The sequence below is a fragment of the Herminiimonas sp. Marseille-P9896 genome (genome assembly GCF_903993245.1).
Classification (GTDB): Bacteria; Pseudomonadota; Gammaproteobacteria; order Burkholderiales; family Burkholderiaceae_D; genus Oxalicibacterium; species Oxalicibacterium contaminans.
Window position 1 is genome coordinate 274,504 of sequence record NZ_CAJEVT010000003.1, and the last position, 16,780, is coordinate 291,283.

The window sequence follows — 16,780 nt, forward strand, 5'->3', positions numbered from 1 at the left end:
TTTTTATGCTCAATACTACCCACGCAACACGTGGCATGGCAGTTGCGCCGCACTCATTGGCTGCACAGGCAGCACTATCGGTCTTGCAGGATGGCGGTAACGCCATTGAAGCGATGGTCGCGGCAGCGTCGACGATTGCAGTTGTTTATCCCCACATGAACGGCATAGGCGGTGACGGTTTCTGGGTGGTGTCGGAACCGGGCAAACCGGTGGTGGCGATTGAGGCTTGCGGTGTAGTTGGCGCGGGCGTCTCGCTGGACTATTACAAGGAACGTAAGCTGGACACGATTCCTATGCGCGGCCCGGTGGCAGCAAATACCATGGCAGGCACGGTCGGTGGCTGGCAGGAAGCATTGAACATCAGCGCAGGCTGGGGCGGTAAACTGGCTTTGAACCGTTTGCTGGGCGATGCGATTCATTACGCAGAACAAGGCATTCCGGTCACGCCATCGCAATATGCGAGCACTTCCGTCAAGCTGCCGGAACTGGTGAATCAGCCAGGTTTTGCCGATACCTTCCTGGTCGATGGCAAGGCGCCTGCAGCAGGCAGCCGCTTCGTACAAAAACGCATGGGCAAAACCCTGCGTACGCTGGCTGAACAAGGCCTGGATAGTTTCTATCGTGGCGAGCTGGCGAAAGAAATTGCAGCCGATCTGGCAGAAGTGGGTTGCCCGATCACCTTGCAGGATTTGAATAGCTATCACGCACGTACCGGCGTGCCTATGCACCTCAAGCATAGCCTCGGCGATGTCTACAATACTGCACCGCCTACGCAAGGCGTGATTTCGCTGGCGATCATCGGCATCCTCGATCGCCTGAATATCGGCCAGTACAAGGAAGACAGCCTGGAATACATCCACCTGGTGGTGGAAGCAACCAAGCAGGCGTTTGCAATCCGTGATCGTTACGTGATTGATCCGGCGTACATGACCATCGATCCGCAAAGCATCTTGACTGATGAATTCCTTGCACCATACGTTGCCAAGGTTCGTCTCGATAAAGCCTTGCCTTGGGGGCAGGGTAAAGGGCCAGGCGATACGATCTGGATGGGTGTGATCGATGGTGAAGGACGTGCGGTTTCCTTTATCCAGAGTATCTATCACGAGTTCGGCAGCGGCGTGGTTCTGCCACGTACCGGCATCAACTGGCAAAACCGTGGCTGCTCATTCTCGCTGGATCCGCAGCACCTGAACGTACTGGCACCAGGCAAAAAGCCTTTCCATACGCTCAATCCTGCACTGGCGCGTTTGAAGGATGGTCGCACCATGGTGTACGGCACCATGGGTGGCGATGGACAGCCGCAAACACAGGCAGCTGTATTTACCCGTTACGCAGTGTTCGGACAGGCAGTGCAGCAAGCGATTACCGCACCGCGCTGGTTGCTGGGCCGGACCTGGGGGCAGAGCTCGGATTCACTTAAGCTGGAAAGCCGCTTTGCACCGGAAATCATCGATGGCTTGCGCAAGCTCGGCCATGAAGTGGATGTGATCGGTGAGTTCGATGAAATGGTAGGTCACGCTGCTGCCATCGTGCGTGATGCAGACGGCATCTTTGCCGGTGGTTTCGATCCACGCAGCAACGGTACTGCAGCCGGTTTCTAAGCTGGCTGTGATGTAAAAAAGCGCAGGCTGAGCGATCAGCCTGCGCTTTTTTTATGGGCGTTGCGCTTACAGCCCACCCATAAATTGCAGGGTTTTACGTGTGTACTCTTCGACGTAATCGATCAGCTTGTCCGACGCATCACGCGCGCCAGCTTCATCGTTGGCAGCAATCGCACGCGCGATACCCGCGTGTAATTGTGATACGCGTTGCAGGTCGCCGAAGCGTTTGAAGTGCAAATACCAGAAGCGGCGCGTTTGCGCTTCTATCGGGCCTATCGCATACGATACGTATTTGTTTTGCGCAGTCTCTATGCAGAGCGAATTGAATTCACGGTCTGTTTCGATAAAGACATTGCCGTCATTTTGCCGGGCTGCACGGTCGAATTCGTCCGCTAGTTTCAGGAAGACTTCGCGCTGGTCTTCCATCGCCAGACGTGCTGCGCGTCCCGCGATGATTTTTTCCAGTTCGCGCCGCACTTCTATCATGTTCAACTGATCGGACAGGTCGATATCGGAAACGATGACGCCGGAACGTGGCAGGATCTTTACGTTGCCTTCGATGGCGAGGCGCTGCAAGGCTTCGCGCAAGGGCGTGCGGCCAAAACCGAGCGAGCGGTTCAGCGCTTTTTCGGAAATCTTGCTGCCCGGCGGCAGCTTCAGCGTCACGATCATCTCTTCCAGGATGCGGTAGGCCATTTGCGCCTGGTTCTCCCCGTTCCCCTCCATCTCGGACTGTAAGGCTTTTACTTGTTCTTCCGTGATCATTGCTCAACCTTTGAAATAGCGAATATTCGAAGTAAATCAGTATTCTAAAGCGCGCCGCAAAGGCTTATTCCATGCCGCGCTTACGCGGGGATTGAAGCATTTTGCATGCCGGGTTGTGCGAATTATACGATTCGTCCTGCCAGTAATTCCAATTTTCTTTGTTTGCCCCGGAAGAGCATTCCTGGCACTGCACTGCGAAAATGGTCCGGCCATACAAAAAGCCCGCTTCATTTGCATGAAACGGGCTTTTGCCTTGGAAGGAGGTGCTTAGTAGCGGTAAATCTGGTTGTTTTCGATATGGACGCGTTCGCCGACTTGCAGGCCATTCGGATTTTGCAGGTTGAAGGTCTGGAAACCGCCGTTATCAAGACGGACATTTACCTGGAAATACTGCTGTGCTGGCGTGCTATTACGTTCTATCTGGTTACCCAGCAGGGCGCCGCCTATCAGGCCCGCCGCAGTTGCCACTGCGCGACCACCTCCTTTGCCGACCTGGTTACCCAGGACGCCGCCGATGGCACCACCGGCCAGCGCACCGCCGCCGCTGCCTTCACTGCGGACTTGCATCGGCTGGATCGAGTCGACGATGCCAGTGCCTTTGTAATAGCCCTGGTTGTAGCCCTGATTCGGATATTGTTGTTGCGGATAGCTTGCAGCCGGGTAACCCTGCGCCGGGTAAGTCGCTTGCGGATAAGCCGGATATTGGCGCACGTTATCGTTAGGGTAGTAGGTCGTACAGCCGCCGAGCACGGTGGCGGCAAGGATGGCGAGGACGATGGCTGTTTTATTTGTTTTCATGATGACTCCAAGGGTAATTCTGTACTAAAGGACAATATTAGTCGGGAATTAAATATGGCGCTGGCCCTTTGTTGAATTACCTTACGCGCTGCGTCCTACCTGTAAATCCCGATTGCTTCAGTAGACCTCATTCCGGGGTGAAAGTGCTACTGAAACTGTGTAAATGGATGCGCTTATTTGTAACAAATAATGTATGGCTGCTGCCTGTAGACGCTTGTCATCATTTCATTCAAGTCGCGTCATCGCACCAAATCACCGCAGCGAAATTCTCATAATCAAGCGCGTTTTTATTCGTTTGTCGCGTATTTGCTTTCTTATATTCTGATTGCACGAATTCAGACACGGCCATCAATGATGGCTGTAAGCAGTCAAGCAAAGGAAAACGAAATGAGTGCATCGCTCCAATCTGCCGCCGCAGCCCATACATATGAAAAAGAGGATGGTTTAGCACCGGTTTCCGAACTGTTGTCTAAAGACGGCGTGTCGCCGCAACTCGCATGGCAGCTTTTTTCCAGCGGCAAAGCCGTGCTGGTAGATGTGCGTACCGCGGAAGAACGTGCCTTTGTCGGTTATGTGCCTGACAGCGTCCACGTGGCATGGGCCACCGGTACCAGCCTGACACGCAACCCGCGCTTCGTGCGCGAACTCGAAGCCAAAACCGGCAAGGATAAAACCGTACTGTTGCTGTGCCGTAGCGGCAAACGTTCAGCGCTGGCAGCAGAAGCTGCACAGAAAGCAGGCTTCACCCAGGTCTTCAATGTGCTCGAAGGTTTTGAAGGTGACCTGGATGAGCAGCAGCATCGTGGTGGCAGTGATGGCTGGCGCTATCACCAGCTGCCGTGGGTACAAGCTTGATTGCCTGACTCGGTACACGATGAGCAAGTTGTGTGTGTCATTGGGTCTGGCGGTGCGGCAATTGCGTGAAGCACATGGCTGGTCGCAGGAAGCGCTGGCAGAAAAAGCGCAATTGAATCGTTCCTATGTCGGTGAAGTCGAGCGCGGCAAAACAATACCTTCACTGATCACGCTGGACAAACTGGCCAGTGCGCTCGGCCTGAAAGTATCCGATTTGCTGCTGCATTGCGAACGCATCAGCGGCTTGCAGGCGGTCTACAAACTCAACTTGGCGGCTATAGCATGTTGAGGCCAGGTCGAATCCCGCCGACACTCAGCGCCTGAGTCGTGCGGTTTCACTGTTACGTCTAACTCTTACTTTTGCATCACTCCTTATTCATCTCTAATTATCGGAAATTCTTATGGCAGATACTTCTTCATCACAAGTGGCGTTGGGCGACAATGCAGCGCGCCAGTTAGCGAATGCAACCAAAACCGTTCCGCAGTTATCGATCATCTCGCCACGCTGGCTGACGCATTTGCTGCAATGGGTGCCGGTCGAAGCAGGTATCTATCGTGTGAACCAGGTTAAAAATCCTGAGTCGATCAAAGTAACCTGCACCTCGCGTGAAGAAGAAAACCAGTTGCCGCGTACCTTCGTCGATTACGAAGAGGCACCTCGCGAACATTATCTGAATGCCGTCAGCACCATCCTCGACGTGCATACCCGTGTCTCCGATCTGTACAGCAGTCCGCACGACCAGATCAAGGAACAACTGCGCCTGACCATAGAAACCATCAAGGAAAATCAGGAAAGCGAACTCATCAACAATCCGGACTACGGCCTGCTGGCGCAGGTAACGGATGAGCAGCGCATCTTCCCGTTGACTGGCGCACCGACGCCGGATGACCTGGATGAATTGCTGACCAAAGTCTGGAAAGAGCCTGCATTTTTCCTTGCGCATCCATTGACGATTGCCGCCTTTGGTCGCGAAGCGACGCGTCGCGGCACACCTCCACCGACAGTCAGCCTGTTCGGTTCACAATTCATCACATGGCGCGGCGTCCCGCTGATCCCCTCGGACAAAGTGCCGGTCGCGGATGGCAAGAGCAAAATTATCCTGCTGCGCGTAGGCGATAAACGCCAGGGCGTGGTTGGTTTGTTCCAGCCTGGTTTGCCGGGCGAGCAAAGCCCGGGCTTGTCGGTACGCTTCATGGGTATCAACGGCCAGGCCATCGCTTCTTACCTGATCTCCTTGTACTGCTCGCTGGCGGTGTTGACACCTGATGCGCTGGCCGTATTGGATGATGTGGAGATTAATAAATACCATGACTATCCGGACACCTACCGCTAAGTCGCGACCATGAGTAACACATCCCTTCCTGCGCAACTCCAGCCTGGCGGTGAAGCGCCTATAGATCCGGCCGTGCTGGCGCGGATGGCGAGCGCCTTCTTTTCGGCTTTGCCGAATCAGGGTGCACCATCCCTGCCTGGTGTACAGGCCCCGCTCGATCTCGCACCGCCAGGTTCGCCACTCGCCAGTCCGGCAGGCCTGGGGCCGTCGGTGCCGGGTACGCCTATCCCGCAAGGGCAGATCCCGGGCACTAACTTGTTGCCTGCTTCGCCTGCGCAATTGCCATCATTGGCTAATCGTGCGCCTGCATTATTGCCACATGCGAGCGCACCTAACGGTGTGCCGGATACGGTGATCAGCACCTTGCCAGCGTACGAACCACGTCTGGGCGGAGCGGTACTCGGGGTGCCACAAGCGGCAGCTGTGCCGACCGCGGCACCTGATGACAGCGCAGCACCGTACTACTTCCTGCAGCAAGGACAAGCTGTGGCAGGCGGACGCGATAACGGCACAGCGTCGGTAGACATCCTTGATCAGCTGGCGCAGCAGCCTTTTGCTGCACCAGTCGTCAGTGACATACCGAAATCGCAAGCTGCTGTGCCAGTCACTCAGCCTTCAACCGAGCCCAAGTACTACTTCGTTGATTCAGTCGTCTTACCTAGTGGTTACGTCACGCCAGCGAAAGCACATCCACATGGTGGTACGCAAGCGACAGGCATTCCGCAAGCAGATCAGAGTCGCCATCCTGCATTTGATGTACATGCGGTGCGCCGGGACTTTCCGATCTTGCAGGAACGTGTCAACGGTCGGCAACTGGTCTGGTTTGACAATGCCGCGACCACGCACAAACCGCAATCTGTCATAGATCGCATTGCTTACTTCTACGAACACGAGAATTCGAACATTCACCGTGCTGCGCATGAACTGGCAGCACGCGCCACCGATGCTTACGAAGGTGCACGGCAACGTGTGAAAAACTTCATCAATGCGCCGGATGTGAATGAAGTCATTTTCGTGCGTGGAACAACGGAGGCGATCAACCTGGTAGCGAAGAGCTGGGGTGGACAACATGTAGGTGAGGGCGATGAAATCATCGTCAGCAACCTCGAGCATCATGCCAACATCGTGCCGTGGCAACAACTCGCAGCGGCCAAAGGGGCGAAGCTGCGCGTCATCCCGGTGGATGATAATGGTCAGGTCATCCTGTCTGAATATCAGAAGCTGCTGAACGACAGAACCAAGATAGTCGCCGTCACGCAAGTATCGAACGCATTGGGTACCGTGGTCCCGGTGAAAGAGATCGTCGCACTGGCACACCGTGCCGGAGCCAAGGCTCTGGTCGATGGCGCGCAATCGATTTCGCACATGCGGGTAGATGTGCAGGACATCGGGGCTGACTTCTTTGTATTCTCCGGACACAAGGTATTTGGCCCGACCGGCATAGGCGTAGTTTGGGGCAAACGCGAAATCCTGGAAGACATGCCACCATGGCAGGGTGGCGGCAACATGATTGCCGATGTCACCTTTGAAAAAACCGTATTCCAGCCTATACCCAACAAGTTTGAAGCGGGTACCGGCAACATCGCGGATGCGGTTGGTCTGGGTGCAGCGATCGATTACGTCAATAAAATCGGTATTGAAAACATCGCGCGCTACGAACACGAGTTACTGGTCTACGGTATGCAAAAACTGGCAGCCATCCCGGGCGTGCGCCTGATAGGTACGGCAGCGGACAAGGCCAGCCTCATGTCCTTTGTGTTGCAAGGCTACACCACGGAAGAAGTCGGTCATGCGCTCAACGATGAAGGTATCGCAGTGCGTACCGGACATCATTGCGCACAACCGATCCTGCGTCGCTTCGGGGTGGAAACGACAGTGCGTCCATCACTGGCTTTCTACAATACCTATGATGAAATCGACAGGCTGGTCGCGGTGGTAACGCGACTGGCATCGCAGCGCAAACTGGCGACCAAATAGCTTCCAGCTTCGGCGCTGAATGGCGGTTGAGTTATCGGCAGATAGTGTCTTATCTCGTTGGTAATTCGGCTGCCATTTTTATTGGCCGTCGACTTCTGAGGCCGTATATCGCGGCTGTTCCTGATTTTCGCTATCATCTGTCCATAGCTCGTTGATATTTAGCGACGCAGCGTCAGGCATTTTCTCCCATCACAGCGATATCTTCAGGAGCCTATCCTTGGACGGATCAAGCAAAGCACATCAGATTTCAGACCTCGCAGAACTGGAGCGCATCTACGGCCAGCCTATGGCTGCTTCGATACGCAAAGAAATCGACTACATCCATCCGCATTACCAGGCTTTCATCGAAGCCGCGCCGTTCGCAGTGCTGGCAACCAGCGGCCCGGATGGACTGGATGCCTCGCCGCGTGGCGATCCGGCTGGGTTCATCCATGTACAGGATGAGAAAACATTGTTGCTACCGGATCGTCGCGGTAACAATCGCATAGACAGCCTGCGCAACATCATCAGCGACCCTCGTGTGGCAATCATCTTCCTGATCCCGGGCATAGGCGAAACAGTCAGGGTCAACGGCCGTGCCAGTATCCATAACGATCCTGCATTGCTCGAACGTTTCGCAATAGAAGGCAAGACGCCGCACACGGTATTGAAGATAGCAGTCGAAGCTGTCTTCTTCCAATGCTCACGTGCGATCTTGCGTTCCGGCTTATGGAAGGCAGAGCAGCAGATAGAGCGCAGTTCCTTGCCTAGCCTCGGTACTATCTTGAGTGATCTGAGTGGATCGGAGATCGACGGTGAGAAGTACGATGCTGACTTGCCGCAGCGTTTGAAGACGTCGATTTACTGATGAATACTAAGAATGAAGTGGTTTGTGCTCGTATCAGGCTCAAACCGGATAGCCTGCCACTGGTGCGTGAGTGGGCTGCATACATCGCAGCACATAGGGAAGAAGCTTTGCGGACGCTGGAGGCAGAGGGTGTCGTGATCGAATAGGTTTTTCTGGATACGGTTGAGGGCGTTGACTACTTGGTCTACTACATGCGTGCGCCGTCTTTGAAAAAGGCGGAGGTAGTCGCAGTCAAATCATTGGCTGACGTTGATCTATATCATCAGAATTTTAAAAAGACGACATGGGAAAAAGTCTCTCGATTGGAATTGCTGGTTGATCTTGATCGTAGCAATACATAATATTTCTCGTGCTTTTACGAGTTGTGCCTTGCGAATGCACATTCAGTCGGTTCATCGCTTGCATGGTCATGTAACGGATATTTTTTTTCGTAGCCGCGTTATAAGGAAGAAACATATCAGGAGCAGCGTCAGTGGACCTAGTGGGACAAAAAGAGCCATTAAGTGATTTCGAAGGTCCAAGACAGAAAAGACAGAATCAATCAACAAGTAGATGGATAGCATTGCGCCAGCGATTATCCCGATACGCACATGCAAAGGAATTCCAAACGCTGCATATCGTTCTATCCAGAACACCATTAAACCAAGAGTGGTTAAGCCATAGCCACCTCCGACAACAATGGCCCAAAACGGAATGCCTAGTAAGATAGAAGGGTTGCGTAGTAAGGTTTGGATAGCAATAGACGAAAAAATGCCCCAGAGCAGTATCTGAAATGCACAAAGAACAACTGCTGCTGTAATCAGAGCGCCTTTTTGAAGTCCAGAATATCTGTAGTAAGCCATGTCCTGTCAGATCACATTTAGTTAATTAAATACCGCGTATCAATCACCTTCACGCGAGGATAGCAGGATAGAGGTCAGCCACAGAAGATAGCCTTAGCATCTTGCATCGCAGATGCTGGTTTGTCGGTGCCCGTTGAGTTGAAGTGTGAATTCAACATCTCATTTATGTGCTAGCGCTTCGACCTTCTTGGTAGCAATCAGGATGTCTGTAGTACGCGACTTACCCTAGTGAACTTCTTTCTGTAGGTCTCTTGCGGGGTCGTGGGAACGCGTTTAGTGAACTGGTAGACGCCGTCACTGCGTGACAGATGTTTGATCATAATTGTTAGTGATTTTCCAAGTTGAAGTTGCACGATGTAGCCCTATTCGGAATTCGTGTATCACAACTTGTTTCACAGTTTCATGATCAATCTGCATGTATGTCTTTGATTAACAAAGAATCTTCGTCGGTGTTATGGTCCCGCCGACAGGAATCGAACCTGTATCTAGCGCTTAGGAGGCACTCGTTCTATCCATTGAACTACGGCGAGACGCTTGAAAGTGAGCAACACTTTGCCACTTCCGACCGCGATTATAGCTGACGATATGGCAAAGAATAGCGGGAATGCTGCCGCTATCGGTACAATGCGGTCTTCATTCTTTTAATTGGTCGCCCGCAATCGCGCGGCAGACCTTATACCTTCAGGCATTTATGGCAGTCATTTCACTCTCGAACGCGCAGCTCGCGTTCGGTCACGTCCCTTTGCTCGATCACGCGGAGTTTTCCCTTGAAACCACGGAACGCGTAGGTTTGATCGGTCGTAACGGTACCGGCAAGTCTTCGCTGCTGAAAATCATCGCCGGTCGTTCCAAGCTGGACGATGGCTTGTTTGTCATGCAACAAGGGATCAAGATTGCCTACGTTGAGCAGGAGCCGCATTTCTCGCCTGAGATGTCGGTGTTCGATGCGGTGGCGTCGGGCATGGGCGATATGCAGGCTTTGCTGGCGGAGTACGATGCGCTGACCGGCCAATTCGGTGGTGATAACGATGATGCGCTGATGGAGCGCATGCATGAGATCCAGCTGAAGCTGGATGCAGCGGATGCATGGAACCTGACGAATAAGGTCGAAGCGACGCTGGACCGCCTGAATCTGGTGAAAGATGCGTTGATGGGTACGTTGTCCGGCGGTATGCAAAAGCGCGTGGCGCTGGCTTGTGCGCTGGTGAGCGTGCCTGACGTGCTGCTGCTGGATGAGCCGACCAACCATCTGGATTTCACTTCCATCATGTGGCTGGAAGGTTTGCTGCGCGATTTCAAAGGCAGTGTCTTGTTCATCACCCATGATCGTAGTTTCCTGGATAACGTGGCGACCCGTATCATCGAACTGGATCGCGGTCGCTTGCTGTCGTTCCCGGGTAACTTCAGTGCCTATCAGGTGCGTAAAGCAGAGCAACTGGAAATCGAAGAAGTTGAAAACGCCAAGTTCGATAAATTCCTGGCGCAGGAAGAGGTCTGGATACGTAAAGGCGTGCAAGCCCGTCGTACCCGCGATGAAGGTCGCGTGCGTCGTCTGGAAGCTTTGCGTCTGGTGCGTAGTGCGCGTCGTGAACAACAGGGACAGGTCAAGCTGGATGTGTCGTCCGGTGATCGTTCCGGCAAGATCGTCGCCGAGCTGGAAAATATCAACAAGAGCTATGGCGATAAAGTCATTGTGCGCGATTTCAGCGCGACCCTGCTGCGCGGTGACAAGATAGGCCTGATCGGTTTGAACGGTGCGGGCAAGACTACCCTGCTGAAAATGATTTTGGGCGAGGAAGAGCCGGATTCAGGTACCGTCAAACAAGGTACCAAACTGCAGATCGCATATTTCGATCAGATGCGTGCGCAGCTGAATGAAGAAGCCAGCCTGGCTGATACGATCGCGCCTGGTAGCGATTGGGTAGAGATCAATGGTCAGCGTAAACACGTGATGACTTACCTCAATGACTTCCTGTTCGCGCCTGAACGTGCGCGTTCACCGGTCAAGTCCTTGTCTGGTGGTGAGCGTAACCGCTTGCTGCTGGCGCGTTTGTTCGCCAAGCCAGCCAATGTGCTGGTACTGGATGAACCGACCAACGATCTGGATATCGATACGCTGGAGTTGTTGGAAGAATTGTTGGAAGATTACAAAGGCACCGTGTTCCTGGTCAGCCACGATAGAACCTTCCTAGATAACGTCGTGACTGAGGTCATCGTCGCGGAAGGCAATGGCTTGTGGCGCGAATATATCGGTGGCTATAGCGACTGGGAACGTGTGCGTCCGGCTGCTATTCCGGCCGGTGCACCGAAGCCGGTGGCCAAGGCTGAAGTTAAAGTGGAAGCAGCGCCGGTCGCCGCACCTGCCGCCAAGCAAAAGAAACTCAGCTACAAAGAACAGCGCGAGATGGAAGCGTTACCAGCTTTGATCGCGCAACTGGAAGAAGAGCAAAAAGCGATTACCGAGAAACTGGCCGACGCCAGCCTGTACACGCAGCAACCGGATGAAGTGAAACGGCTGAATCAGCGTTTTACTGAAATTGATGGCTTGTTGCTGGAAGCGCTGGAGAAGTGGGAAGCCATCGAAGCGCGTAGCTAATGGCTGAGCTGCCTGTTGTCCGCGTGAGGGGACAACAGGCAGTAGTGTTTGTGATGTTTTAATTCAGGCGACTGATGTCGTCACGCAGTTTCGGGAATTGCGCTCGCAGTTCTGCCGTATCCATCGCATAAGGCCGGTGTTTGACATAGGCTTCCAGGTCCTGCAAGGCTGCTAGCGGACATTCAAGATGCAAGTAGGCTATGCCTCTGTCACGTCGCTCGGCAATTTCATGCGGCAATAAAATCAACAGTCTTTCCTGCACTTCCAGCAAACGTTGCCAGCGCTCTTGTTGCATAAAGAGCGTTTTCAGGTTGCGCAACATGCGCACCAGGATGTCACGCGGGCTGGCGGCATCAAGGTAAGCGGTGAGCTGGAAATCATCAGGGAAGTCTTGCTGCATGATGTAAGGCTCGACCCGTTCTTCCAATTCTTCGCGCGACAGGCTGGCACCGTTGAATGGGTCCAGCACAACCTGGCCGGATTGCACCGCCAGTTTCATCAGGAAGTGACCAGGAAAGGAAATGCCCTGCACATCCAGATCGATTTGTTGCGCCAGTTCCATATACAGAACAGCGAGTGAGATCGGAATGCCGCGTCGCGTATCAATCACGCGGTGCAGATAACTGTTGTCGGGGTTGTAGTAATCGTTGACGTTGCCGCTGAAGCCCAGCTCATTATAAAAATAATGATTCAGCATACGCAGCTTTTGCAGTGTCGATGCGTCGTCCGGCAAACGTTGTTTCAGTTTGACAGCAAGCGTATCGACTTCCGCTTGCGATGCGGCCAAATCAAGATTCGGCTCGGCATCCTGTGCAATGGCGAGTGCAGCTTCGAACAAGGGAATGCTGTCGTCCTGCTGCACCAGCGTGGAGAAATACTCTAGAGATTGGATCGTCATATGCCTCCATCATAGCGATGATGCCGTGATTGTGCAGACCTTCGTTCCGACTCTGGCGATGAGTGTGGATCAGCGCGCGATGCGCTTGAAATCCCGAAAGCGAAATCCCATGGCTAATAATGCGCCGAAATAACTAATTCCGCACGCCGCCATGACAATTAATAATGCGCCTATCCGTATAAATGGTGTGGCATGCAGCGCAACCCAGTCGAACTGTCCTGCAGTCCAGAGCGCCACGCCAGCCATCAGGAAGAGCGCGCCGCTGAGGCGGATAAAGAAGGTGCGCCAGCCGGGCAGGGCGTTGTAGATGCCACGGCGTTTCAGGCCCCAGTACAGGAAACCTGCGTTCAGGCAAGCACCCAGTCCGATCGACAATGCCAGGCCGGCATGGGCGATCCACGGCACGAAGATCATGTTCATCAATTGCGTCGCAATCAATACGCCGATGGCAATCTTGACCGGGGTTTTGATATTTTGCTGTGCGTAAAAGCCAGGCGCCAGGATTTTCACCAGGATCAGGCCGATCAGGCCGACACCGTAAGCGACCAGTGCGCGCGATGTCATCTCGACCGACAGCTCATTGAATTTGCCGTAATGGAAGAGTGTCGCTGTCAGCGGTTCCGAGATGGTGGCCAGGCCGACCGCGCATGGCAGCGCCAGCAGGAAAGTCAGGCGCAGGCCCCAGTCCAGCAAGGATGAGTATTCTTCGGTATTGCCTTCGAAGTTGGCTTTCGACAGGCTAGGCAACAGGATGGTACCCAGTGCTACACCCAGCAGTGCGGTCGGGAATTCCATCAAGCGATCTGCATATGACAGCCAGGACACGCTACCGCTTTCGAGGCGTGATGCGATATTGGTATTGATCATCAGGCTGATCTGCGCTGCCGATACGGCAAAGACAGCAGGCCCCATTTTGCTCAGCACCTTGCGCACACCGGCATCACCGAGACTGGCGAGAGGATTGCGCGAGATACGTGGCAACATGCCTATCTTCAGCAAGGCAGGGATCTGGATTGCCATTTGCAGCAGGCCGCCGACGATGACCGCGATCGCCATCGCATAGATAGGCTGGTCCAGATGCGGCGCGAGGAACAGCGTCGCCACGATGAAGGACAGATTCAACAGAACAGGTGTAAACGCCGGAATCTTGAATTCGCGCCAGGTATTCAGGATGCCGCCACTGAGCGCGACGAAAGCCATGAAGCCGATGTAAGGGAACATTACGCGGGTCATCCAGACCGACGCGTCGAATGCTTCGGACTTGGCTTTTAGCCCGGTCGCGATCAGATAAACAATAAACGGCGAGGCGATCACGCCTATCAGGCAGGTCAGCAGCATGGTCCAGATCAGGACAGTTGCTACATGGTCAACCAGGCTTTTGGTCGCTTCTTCACCTTTCTGGCTTTTGTATTCCGCCAGGATGGGGACGAAGGCCTGCGAAAACGCACCTTCAGCGAATAAGCGGCGCAGCAGGTTGGGGATGCGGAATGCGATATTGAACGCATCGGTATAGGCGGATGCGCCAAATGCACGGGCAAACAGGATCTCGCGGATCAGTCCTGTCACACGAGAAACCATCGTCATGCCGGAGACCGCCGCAAGCGTTTTGTGCAAGTTCATGGAGCGGAATTATATCTGTTCAAGGTGAAACGATGGTGCATAGGAGGCCTGCATATAAGAGATAGCGCTTAGTACGTGCCGGCATGGGATAATTCCGTGCACGGCGATATTTATTAATATTCCTGCATCCCAGCCAGCACGTTTAAAAATATTGTTAAATAAACACATTTTCGCGATTGCAGTCAGCTTGCAACAATCTTGCAAGGGAGTCAGCATCTATTTGCCTGATTAGGAAAATACGGCTATAATCTGCAGCTTCACAGAATTCTGTCTCACTAACATGCGTGTTTGCGAATGCGCGTAGACCTGTTTTTAGGAAATAATATTCATGGCAAATACCGCACAAGCACGCAAACGCGCTCGTCAAGCAGTTAAGCAAAACGCTCACAATTCCAGCCAGCGTTCCACGCTGCGTACAGCTGTTAAAGCTGTTCGTAAGGCAATTGAAGCGGGCGACAAAGCTGCTGCAGCGCAAGTTTTCCTGGCTTCCGTGTCGACCATCGACCGTATCGCTGACAAGAAAATCATCCACAAAAACAAAGCAGCACGTCATAAAAGCCGCCTCGCAGCTGCTTTGAAAGCGCTGGCTTAATCGTTTTTGTCGGCTGCGCCCCGGCGCCGCACTGAGCAAGACATTAAAAACCCCGCACGATTCAGGTCGTGCGGGGTTTTTGCTTGTCTGCTTGATTAGTGCAGTTTAGGCAGGCCTTCTATGACGCTGCCCGGCTTCAGGTTCTTGTGCTTGAACCAGCCTTCATTCATTTCCAGTGCATACGGCACTGGTTTTTTCGAGCAGTGCGAATCCAGGGTTTGCGGCTTCATATCTTCTATATTCACAATCTTGCCGTCGGCATCAATAAAGGCGACGGACAAGGGGATCAGGGTATTTTTCATCCACATGCAGACGCCGGCCGGTGCGCCGAACAGGAACACCATGCCTTCATTTGGTCCCATGCTGGCGCGGTTCATCAAACCTTGCTGACGTTCGGCTTCATTCGATGCGACCTCGGCTTTGATGATATTCATCCCTGCGGTTAATGAAATGACTGGGAATTTTTTGTCTTGCTGCGCGTAGCTAACGCTTGCGGCGAGGGTGGTCGCGCAGGCAATGGCGATCGCGCAAGTGCTGAGGAATTTGTTCATGGGGTGGATTGAGTAAGTAATAAAGCTAAGAGGTGACGTCGGTCAGTGTAAATGAAAAAGAGAAAAGCGCGTGCCATGTCTGCTACGAGAACTCTGCTTGGATGATTTAGCCCAGGCCTAGTTCCTTGACTGAAATCTCGCGCCATTCACCCGGCCATAATGGATGGCTCTCCAGCGATACCGGTCCGATGGCGATGCGCACCAGGCGCAAAGTCGGATAACCGACCGCACCTGTCATACGCCGTACTTGCCGGTTTTTACCTTCTGACAGTGTGATGGTCAGCCAACTGGTGGGTGCGTTGGCGCGCTCACGTATCGGCGGATTGCGTGGCCATAACCAATCGGGTTCTGCTACGCGTTTGACTACACATGCGCGCGTGACGAAATCGCCGAGATCGAGTGGTGCGCGCAAGCGCTCCAGTGCATCGTTATCGGGTATGCCTTCAACCTGTACCAGATAAGTTTTGGTGTGCTCTCTATCCGGGTGGCTGATCGCGTGTTGCAGCTTGCCGTCGTCAGTCAGTAGCAACAAGCCTTCGCTGTCAGCATCCAGTCGTCCGGCAGGATAAATATTCGGTATGTCGATGTGGTCGGCCAGTGATTTGCGCGTAGGGTGCGGCGAAAACTGGCACATGGTCTGGAAGGGCTTGTTAAACAGAATCAGGGGCATGATGAAGTTGCGGTGACGTGGTGACGACTGAATTGCGATGGTAAAGAGATTTTGTCGAACGCGATATCAAAGTATTGCAAAAATATCGCAACGAAATAAGGTGCAGAAATATTTTCGGAGTGTTGCAAATTTGTCGCGCGGCGTGAAACCGGCGCTGCAACTGTATCCCATATATATGGGAGAAATGATTTTGCGTGCGAAAGTCGCTACGCAGTTATATGCGAGATAAAGCGCTTGCGATGAAGTTAAAACGTCGTAAAGATCGTCATAAAAAAGACAATAAAAAACCCCGCCGAAGCGGGGTTTTTCGCAAGTCCTTAAAAAATTAAGGAGCTTGAATGTTGGAAGCTTGCTTGCCTTTAGGGCCTTGCGTGACTTCGAACTGAACTTTCTGACCTTCTTTGAGGGTCTTGAAGCCGTTCATTTGGATTGCGGAAAAGTGTGCAAACAAATCCTCACCGCCGTCGTCCGGGGTGATAAAGCCGAAGCCTTTGGAGTCGTTGAACCACTTGACGGTACCTGTTGCCATAAAAAGCGTCTTTCTAATATAGACTTAATCACACGAGCCGCAAAAGAAAGAAGCCTCGTTTACGTTGCCCCTCCTAAAACCTGCTCACTTCGTATTGACAAGCCATTGTTGTCAAGCATGTCAATAAGATTCATTCTTTACGCAAAAAATACAAAAGTCAAGCGCTTTTCGTGAGGCCTGGAAAACTTTATTTTCAGGGGGAAAGTGGGTGACTCTTGAATTCTTACGTTTGATCGTCATCTGCGTATTCAGAAGAAAACGCGTAATATTAAATTAATTTGTTTCTCTGTTCTTCTGGGCATTGT

General features: G+C 53.1%; 16 protein-coding genes, 1 tRNA gene and 1 pseudogene. 9 read left to right on the forward strand and 9 right to left on the reverse strand.

Features of this window, described 5'->3' with window-relative positions; genetic code table 11:
• Positions 1-5 precede the first annotated feature (5 nt).
• Positions 6-1,601 carry a gamma-glutamyltransferase family protein gene (locus tag H7U06_RS11670; protein WP_175626336.1) on the forward strand — a complete coding sequence of 532 codons (1,596 nt, stop codon included), beginning with the start codon at positions 6-8 and terminating at the stop codon, positions 1,599-1,601.
• 66 nt (positions 1,602-1,667) lie between these two features.
• Here H7U06_RS11670 and H7U06_RS11675 read toward each other — a convergent pair whose 3' ends face one another.
• Together H7U06_RS11675 and H7U06_RS11680 are read right to left on the reverse strand one after the other, a co-directional pair.
• Entirely contained in the window at positions 1,668-2,366 is a 699-nt protein-coding gene (locus H7U06_RS11675; protein WP_175626337.1) for a GntR family transcriptional regulator, read from the reverse strand.
• Positions 2,367-2,633: 267 nt separating this feature from the next.
• Positions 2,634-3,164, reverse strand: coding sequence for a glycine zipper 2TM domain-containing protein (locus tag H7U06_RS11680; RefSeq protein ID WP_175626338.1), 531 nt, complete (start codon positions 3,162-3,164; stop codon positions 2,634-2,636).
• Between the two features lie 387 nt (positions 3,165-3,551).
• Here H7U06_RS11680 and H7U06_RS11685 point away from each other — a divergent pair, with 387 nt between their 5' ends.
• From H7U06_RS11685 to H7U06_RS11710, 6 genes and pseudogenes are all read left to right on the forward strand, one after another.
• Positions 3,552-4,019, forward strand: a complete 468-nt coding sequence (locus tag H7U06_RS11685) for a rhodanese-like domain-containing protein (RefSeq protein ID WP_175626339.1) — start codon at positions 3,552-3,554, stop codon at positions 4,017-4,019.
• A gap of 19 nt (positions 4,020-4,038) precedes the next feature.
• Positions 4,039-4,308 (forward strand): helix-turn-helix domain-containing protein, encoded by a 270-nt coding sequence (locus H7U06_RS11690; protein WP_175626340.1) that lies wholly within the window; start codon positions 4,039-4,041, stop codon positions 4,306-4,308.
• A 112-nt stretch (positions 4,309-4,420) separates the two neighbouring features.
• Complete coding sequence (locus tag H7U06_RS11695) at positions 4,421-5,353, forward strand: family 2A encapsulin nanocompartment shell protein (protein WP_175626341.1); 933 nt, start codon at positions 4,421-4,423, stop codon at positions 5,351-5,353.
• Between the two features lie 9 nt (positions 5,354-5,362).
• Positions 5,363-7,330, forward strand: coding sequence for a family 2A encapsulin nanocompartment cargo protein cysteine desulfurase (locus H7U06_RS11700; protein ID WP_175626342.1), 1,968 nt, complete (start codon positions 5,363-5,365; stop codon positions 7,328-7,330).
• A gap of 217 nt (positions 7,331-7,547) precedes the next feature.
• Entirely contained in the window at positions 7,548-8,177 is a 630-nt protein-coding gene (locus tag H7U06_RS11705; RefSeq protein ID WP_175626343.1) for a pyridoxamine 5'-phosphate oxidase family protein, read from the forward strand.
• A pseudogene (locus H7U06_RS11710) lies at positions 8,177-8,518 on the forward strand (DUF6176 family protein). The gene H7U06_RS11705 and the pseudogene H7U06_RS11710 overlap by 1 nt, the downstream one beginning before the upstream one ends.
• A 66-nt stretch (positions 8,519-8,584) precedes the next feature.
• On the opposite strand, the gene H7U06_RS11715 reads toward H7U06_RS11710, so the two are convergent.
• Together H7U06_RS11715 and H7U06_RS11720 are read right to left on the reverse strand one after the other, a co-directional pair.
• A complete protein-coding gene (locus tag H7U06_RS11715; protein ID WP_175626344.1) occupies positions 8,585-9,019 on the reverse strand; it encodes a hypothetical protein in 435 nt (144 codons plus the stop codon).
• Between the two features lie 455 nt (positions 9,020-9,474).
• Positions 9,475-9,549 (reverse strand) — tRNA-Arg (locus H7U06_RS11720).
• 161 nt (positions 9,550-9,710) lie between these two features.
• On the opposite strand from H7U06_RS11720, the gene H7U06_RS11725 reads away from it, so the two are divergent.
• Positions 9,711-11,615, forward strand: a complete 1,905-nt coding sequence (locus tag H7U06_RS11725; protein ID WP_175626345.1) for an ATP-binding cassette domain-containing protein — start codon at positions 9,711-9,713, stop codon at positions 11,613-11,615.
• Between the two features lie 58 nt (positions 11,616-11,673).
• On the opposite strand, the gene H7U06_RS11730 is transcribed toward H7U06_RS11725, so the two are convergent.
• Positions 11,674-12,513, reverse strand: coding sequence for a SirB1 family protein (locus tag H7U06_RS11730; protein ID WP_175626346.1), 840 nt, complete (start codon positions 12,511-12,513; stop codon positions 11,674-11,676).
• 69 nt (positions 12,514-12,582) lie between these two features.
• Positions 12,583-14,133, reverse strand: coding sequence for a murein biosynthesis integral membrane protein MurJ (gene murJ / locus H7U06_RS11735; RefSeq protein WP_175626347.1), 1,551 nt, complete (start codon positions 14,131-14,133; stop codon positions 12,583-12,585).
• A gap of 328 nt (positions 14,134-14,461) precedes the next feature.
• Here murJ and rpsT point away from each other — a divergent pair, with 328 nt between their 5' ends.
• A complete protein-coding gene (gene rpsT / locus H7U06_RS11740; protein WP_012080371.1) occupies positions 14,462-14,725 on the forward strand; it encodes a 30S ribosomal protein S20 in 264 nt (87 codons plus the stop codon).
• 95 nt (positions 14,726-14,820) lie between these two features.
• Here the strand turns inward: rpsT and H7U06_RS11745 are convergent, their stop codons facing one another.
• The 3 genes from H7U06_RS11745 to H7U06_RS11755 all read right to left on the reverse strand — a co-directional run bounded on the left by H7U06_RS11745 (position 14,821) and on the right by H7U06_RS11755 (position 16,475).
• Entirely contained in the window at positions 14,821-15,276 is a 456-nt protein-coding gene (locus H7U06_RS11745) for a DUF192 domain-containing protein (RefSeq protein WP_175626348.1), read from the reverse strand.
• A 106-nt stretch (positions 15,277-15,382) separates the two neighbouring features.
• Positions 15,383-15,946: a pseudouridine synthase gene (locus H7U06_RS11750; RefSeq protein WP_175626349.1), complete on the reverse strand. Its 564-nt coding sequence runs from the start codon at positions 15,944-15,946 to the stop codon at positions 15,383-15,385.
• 325 nt (positions 15,947-16,271) lie between these two features.
• Positions 16,272-16,475 carry a cold-shock protein gene (locus H7U06_RS11755; protein ID WP_009665919.1) on the reverse strand — a complete coding sequence of 68 codons (204 nt, stop codon included), beginning with the start codon at positions 16,473-16,475 and terminating at the stop codon, positions 16,272-16,274.
• Positions 16,476-16,780: the final 305 nt, after the last annotated feature.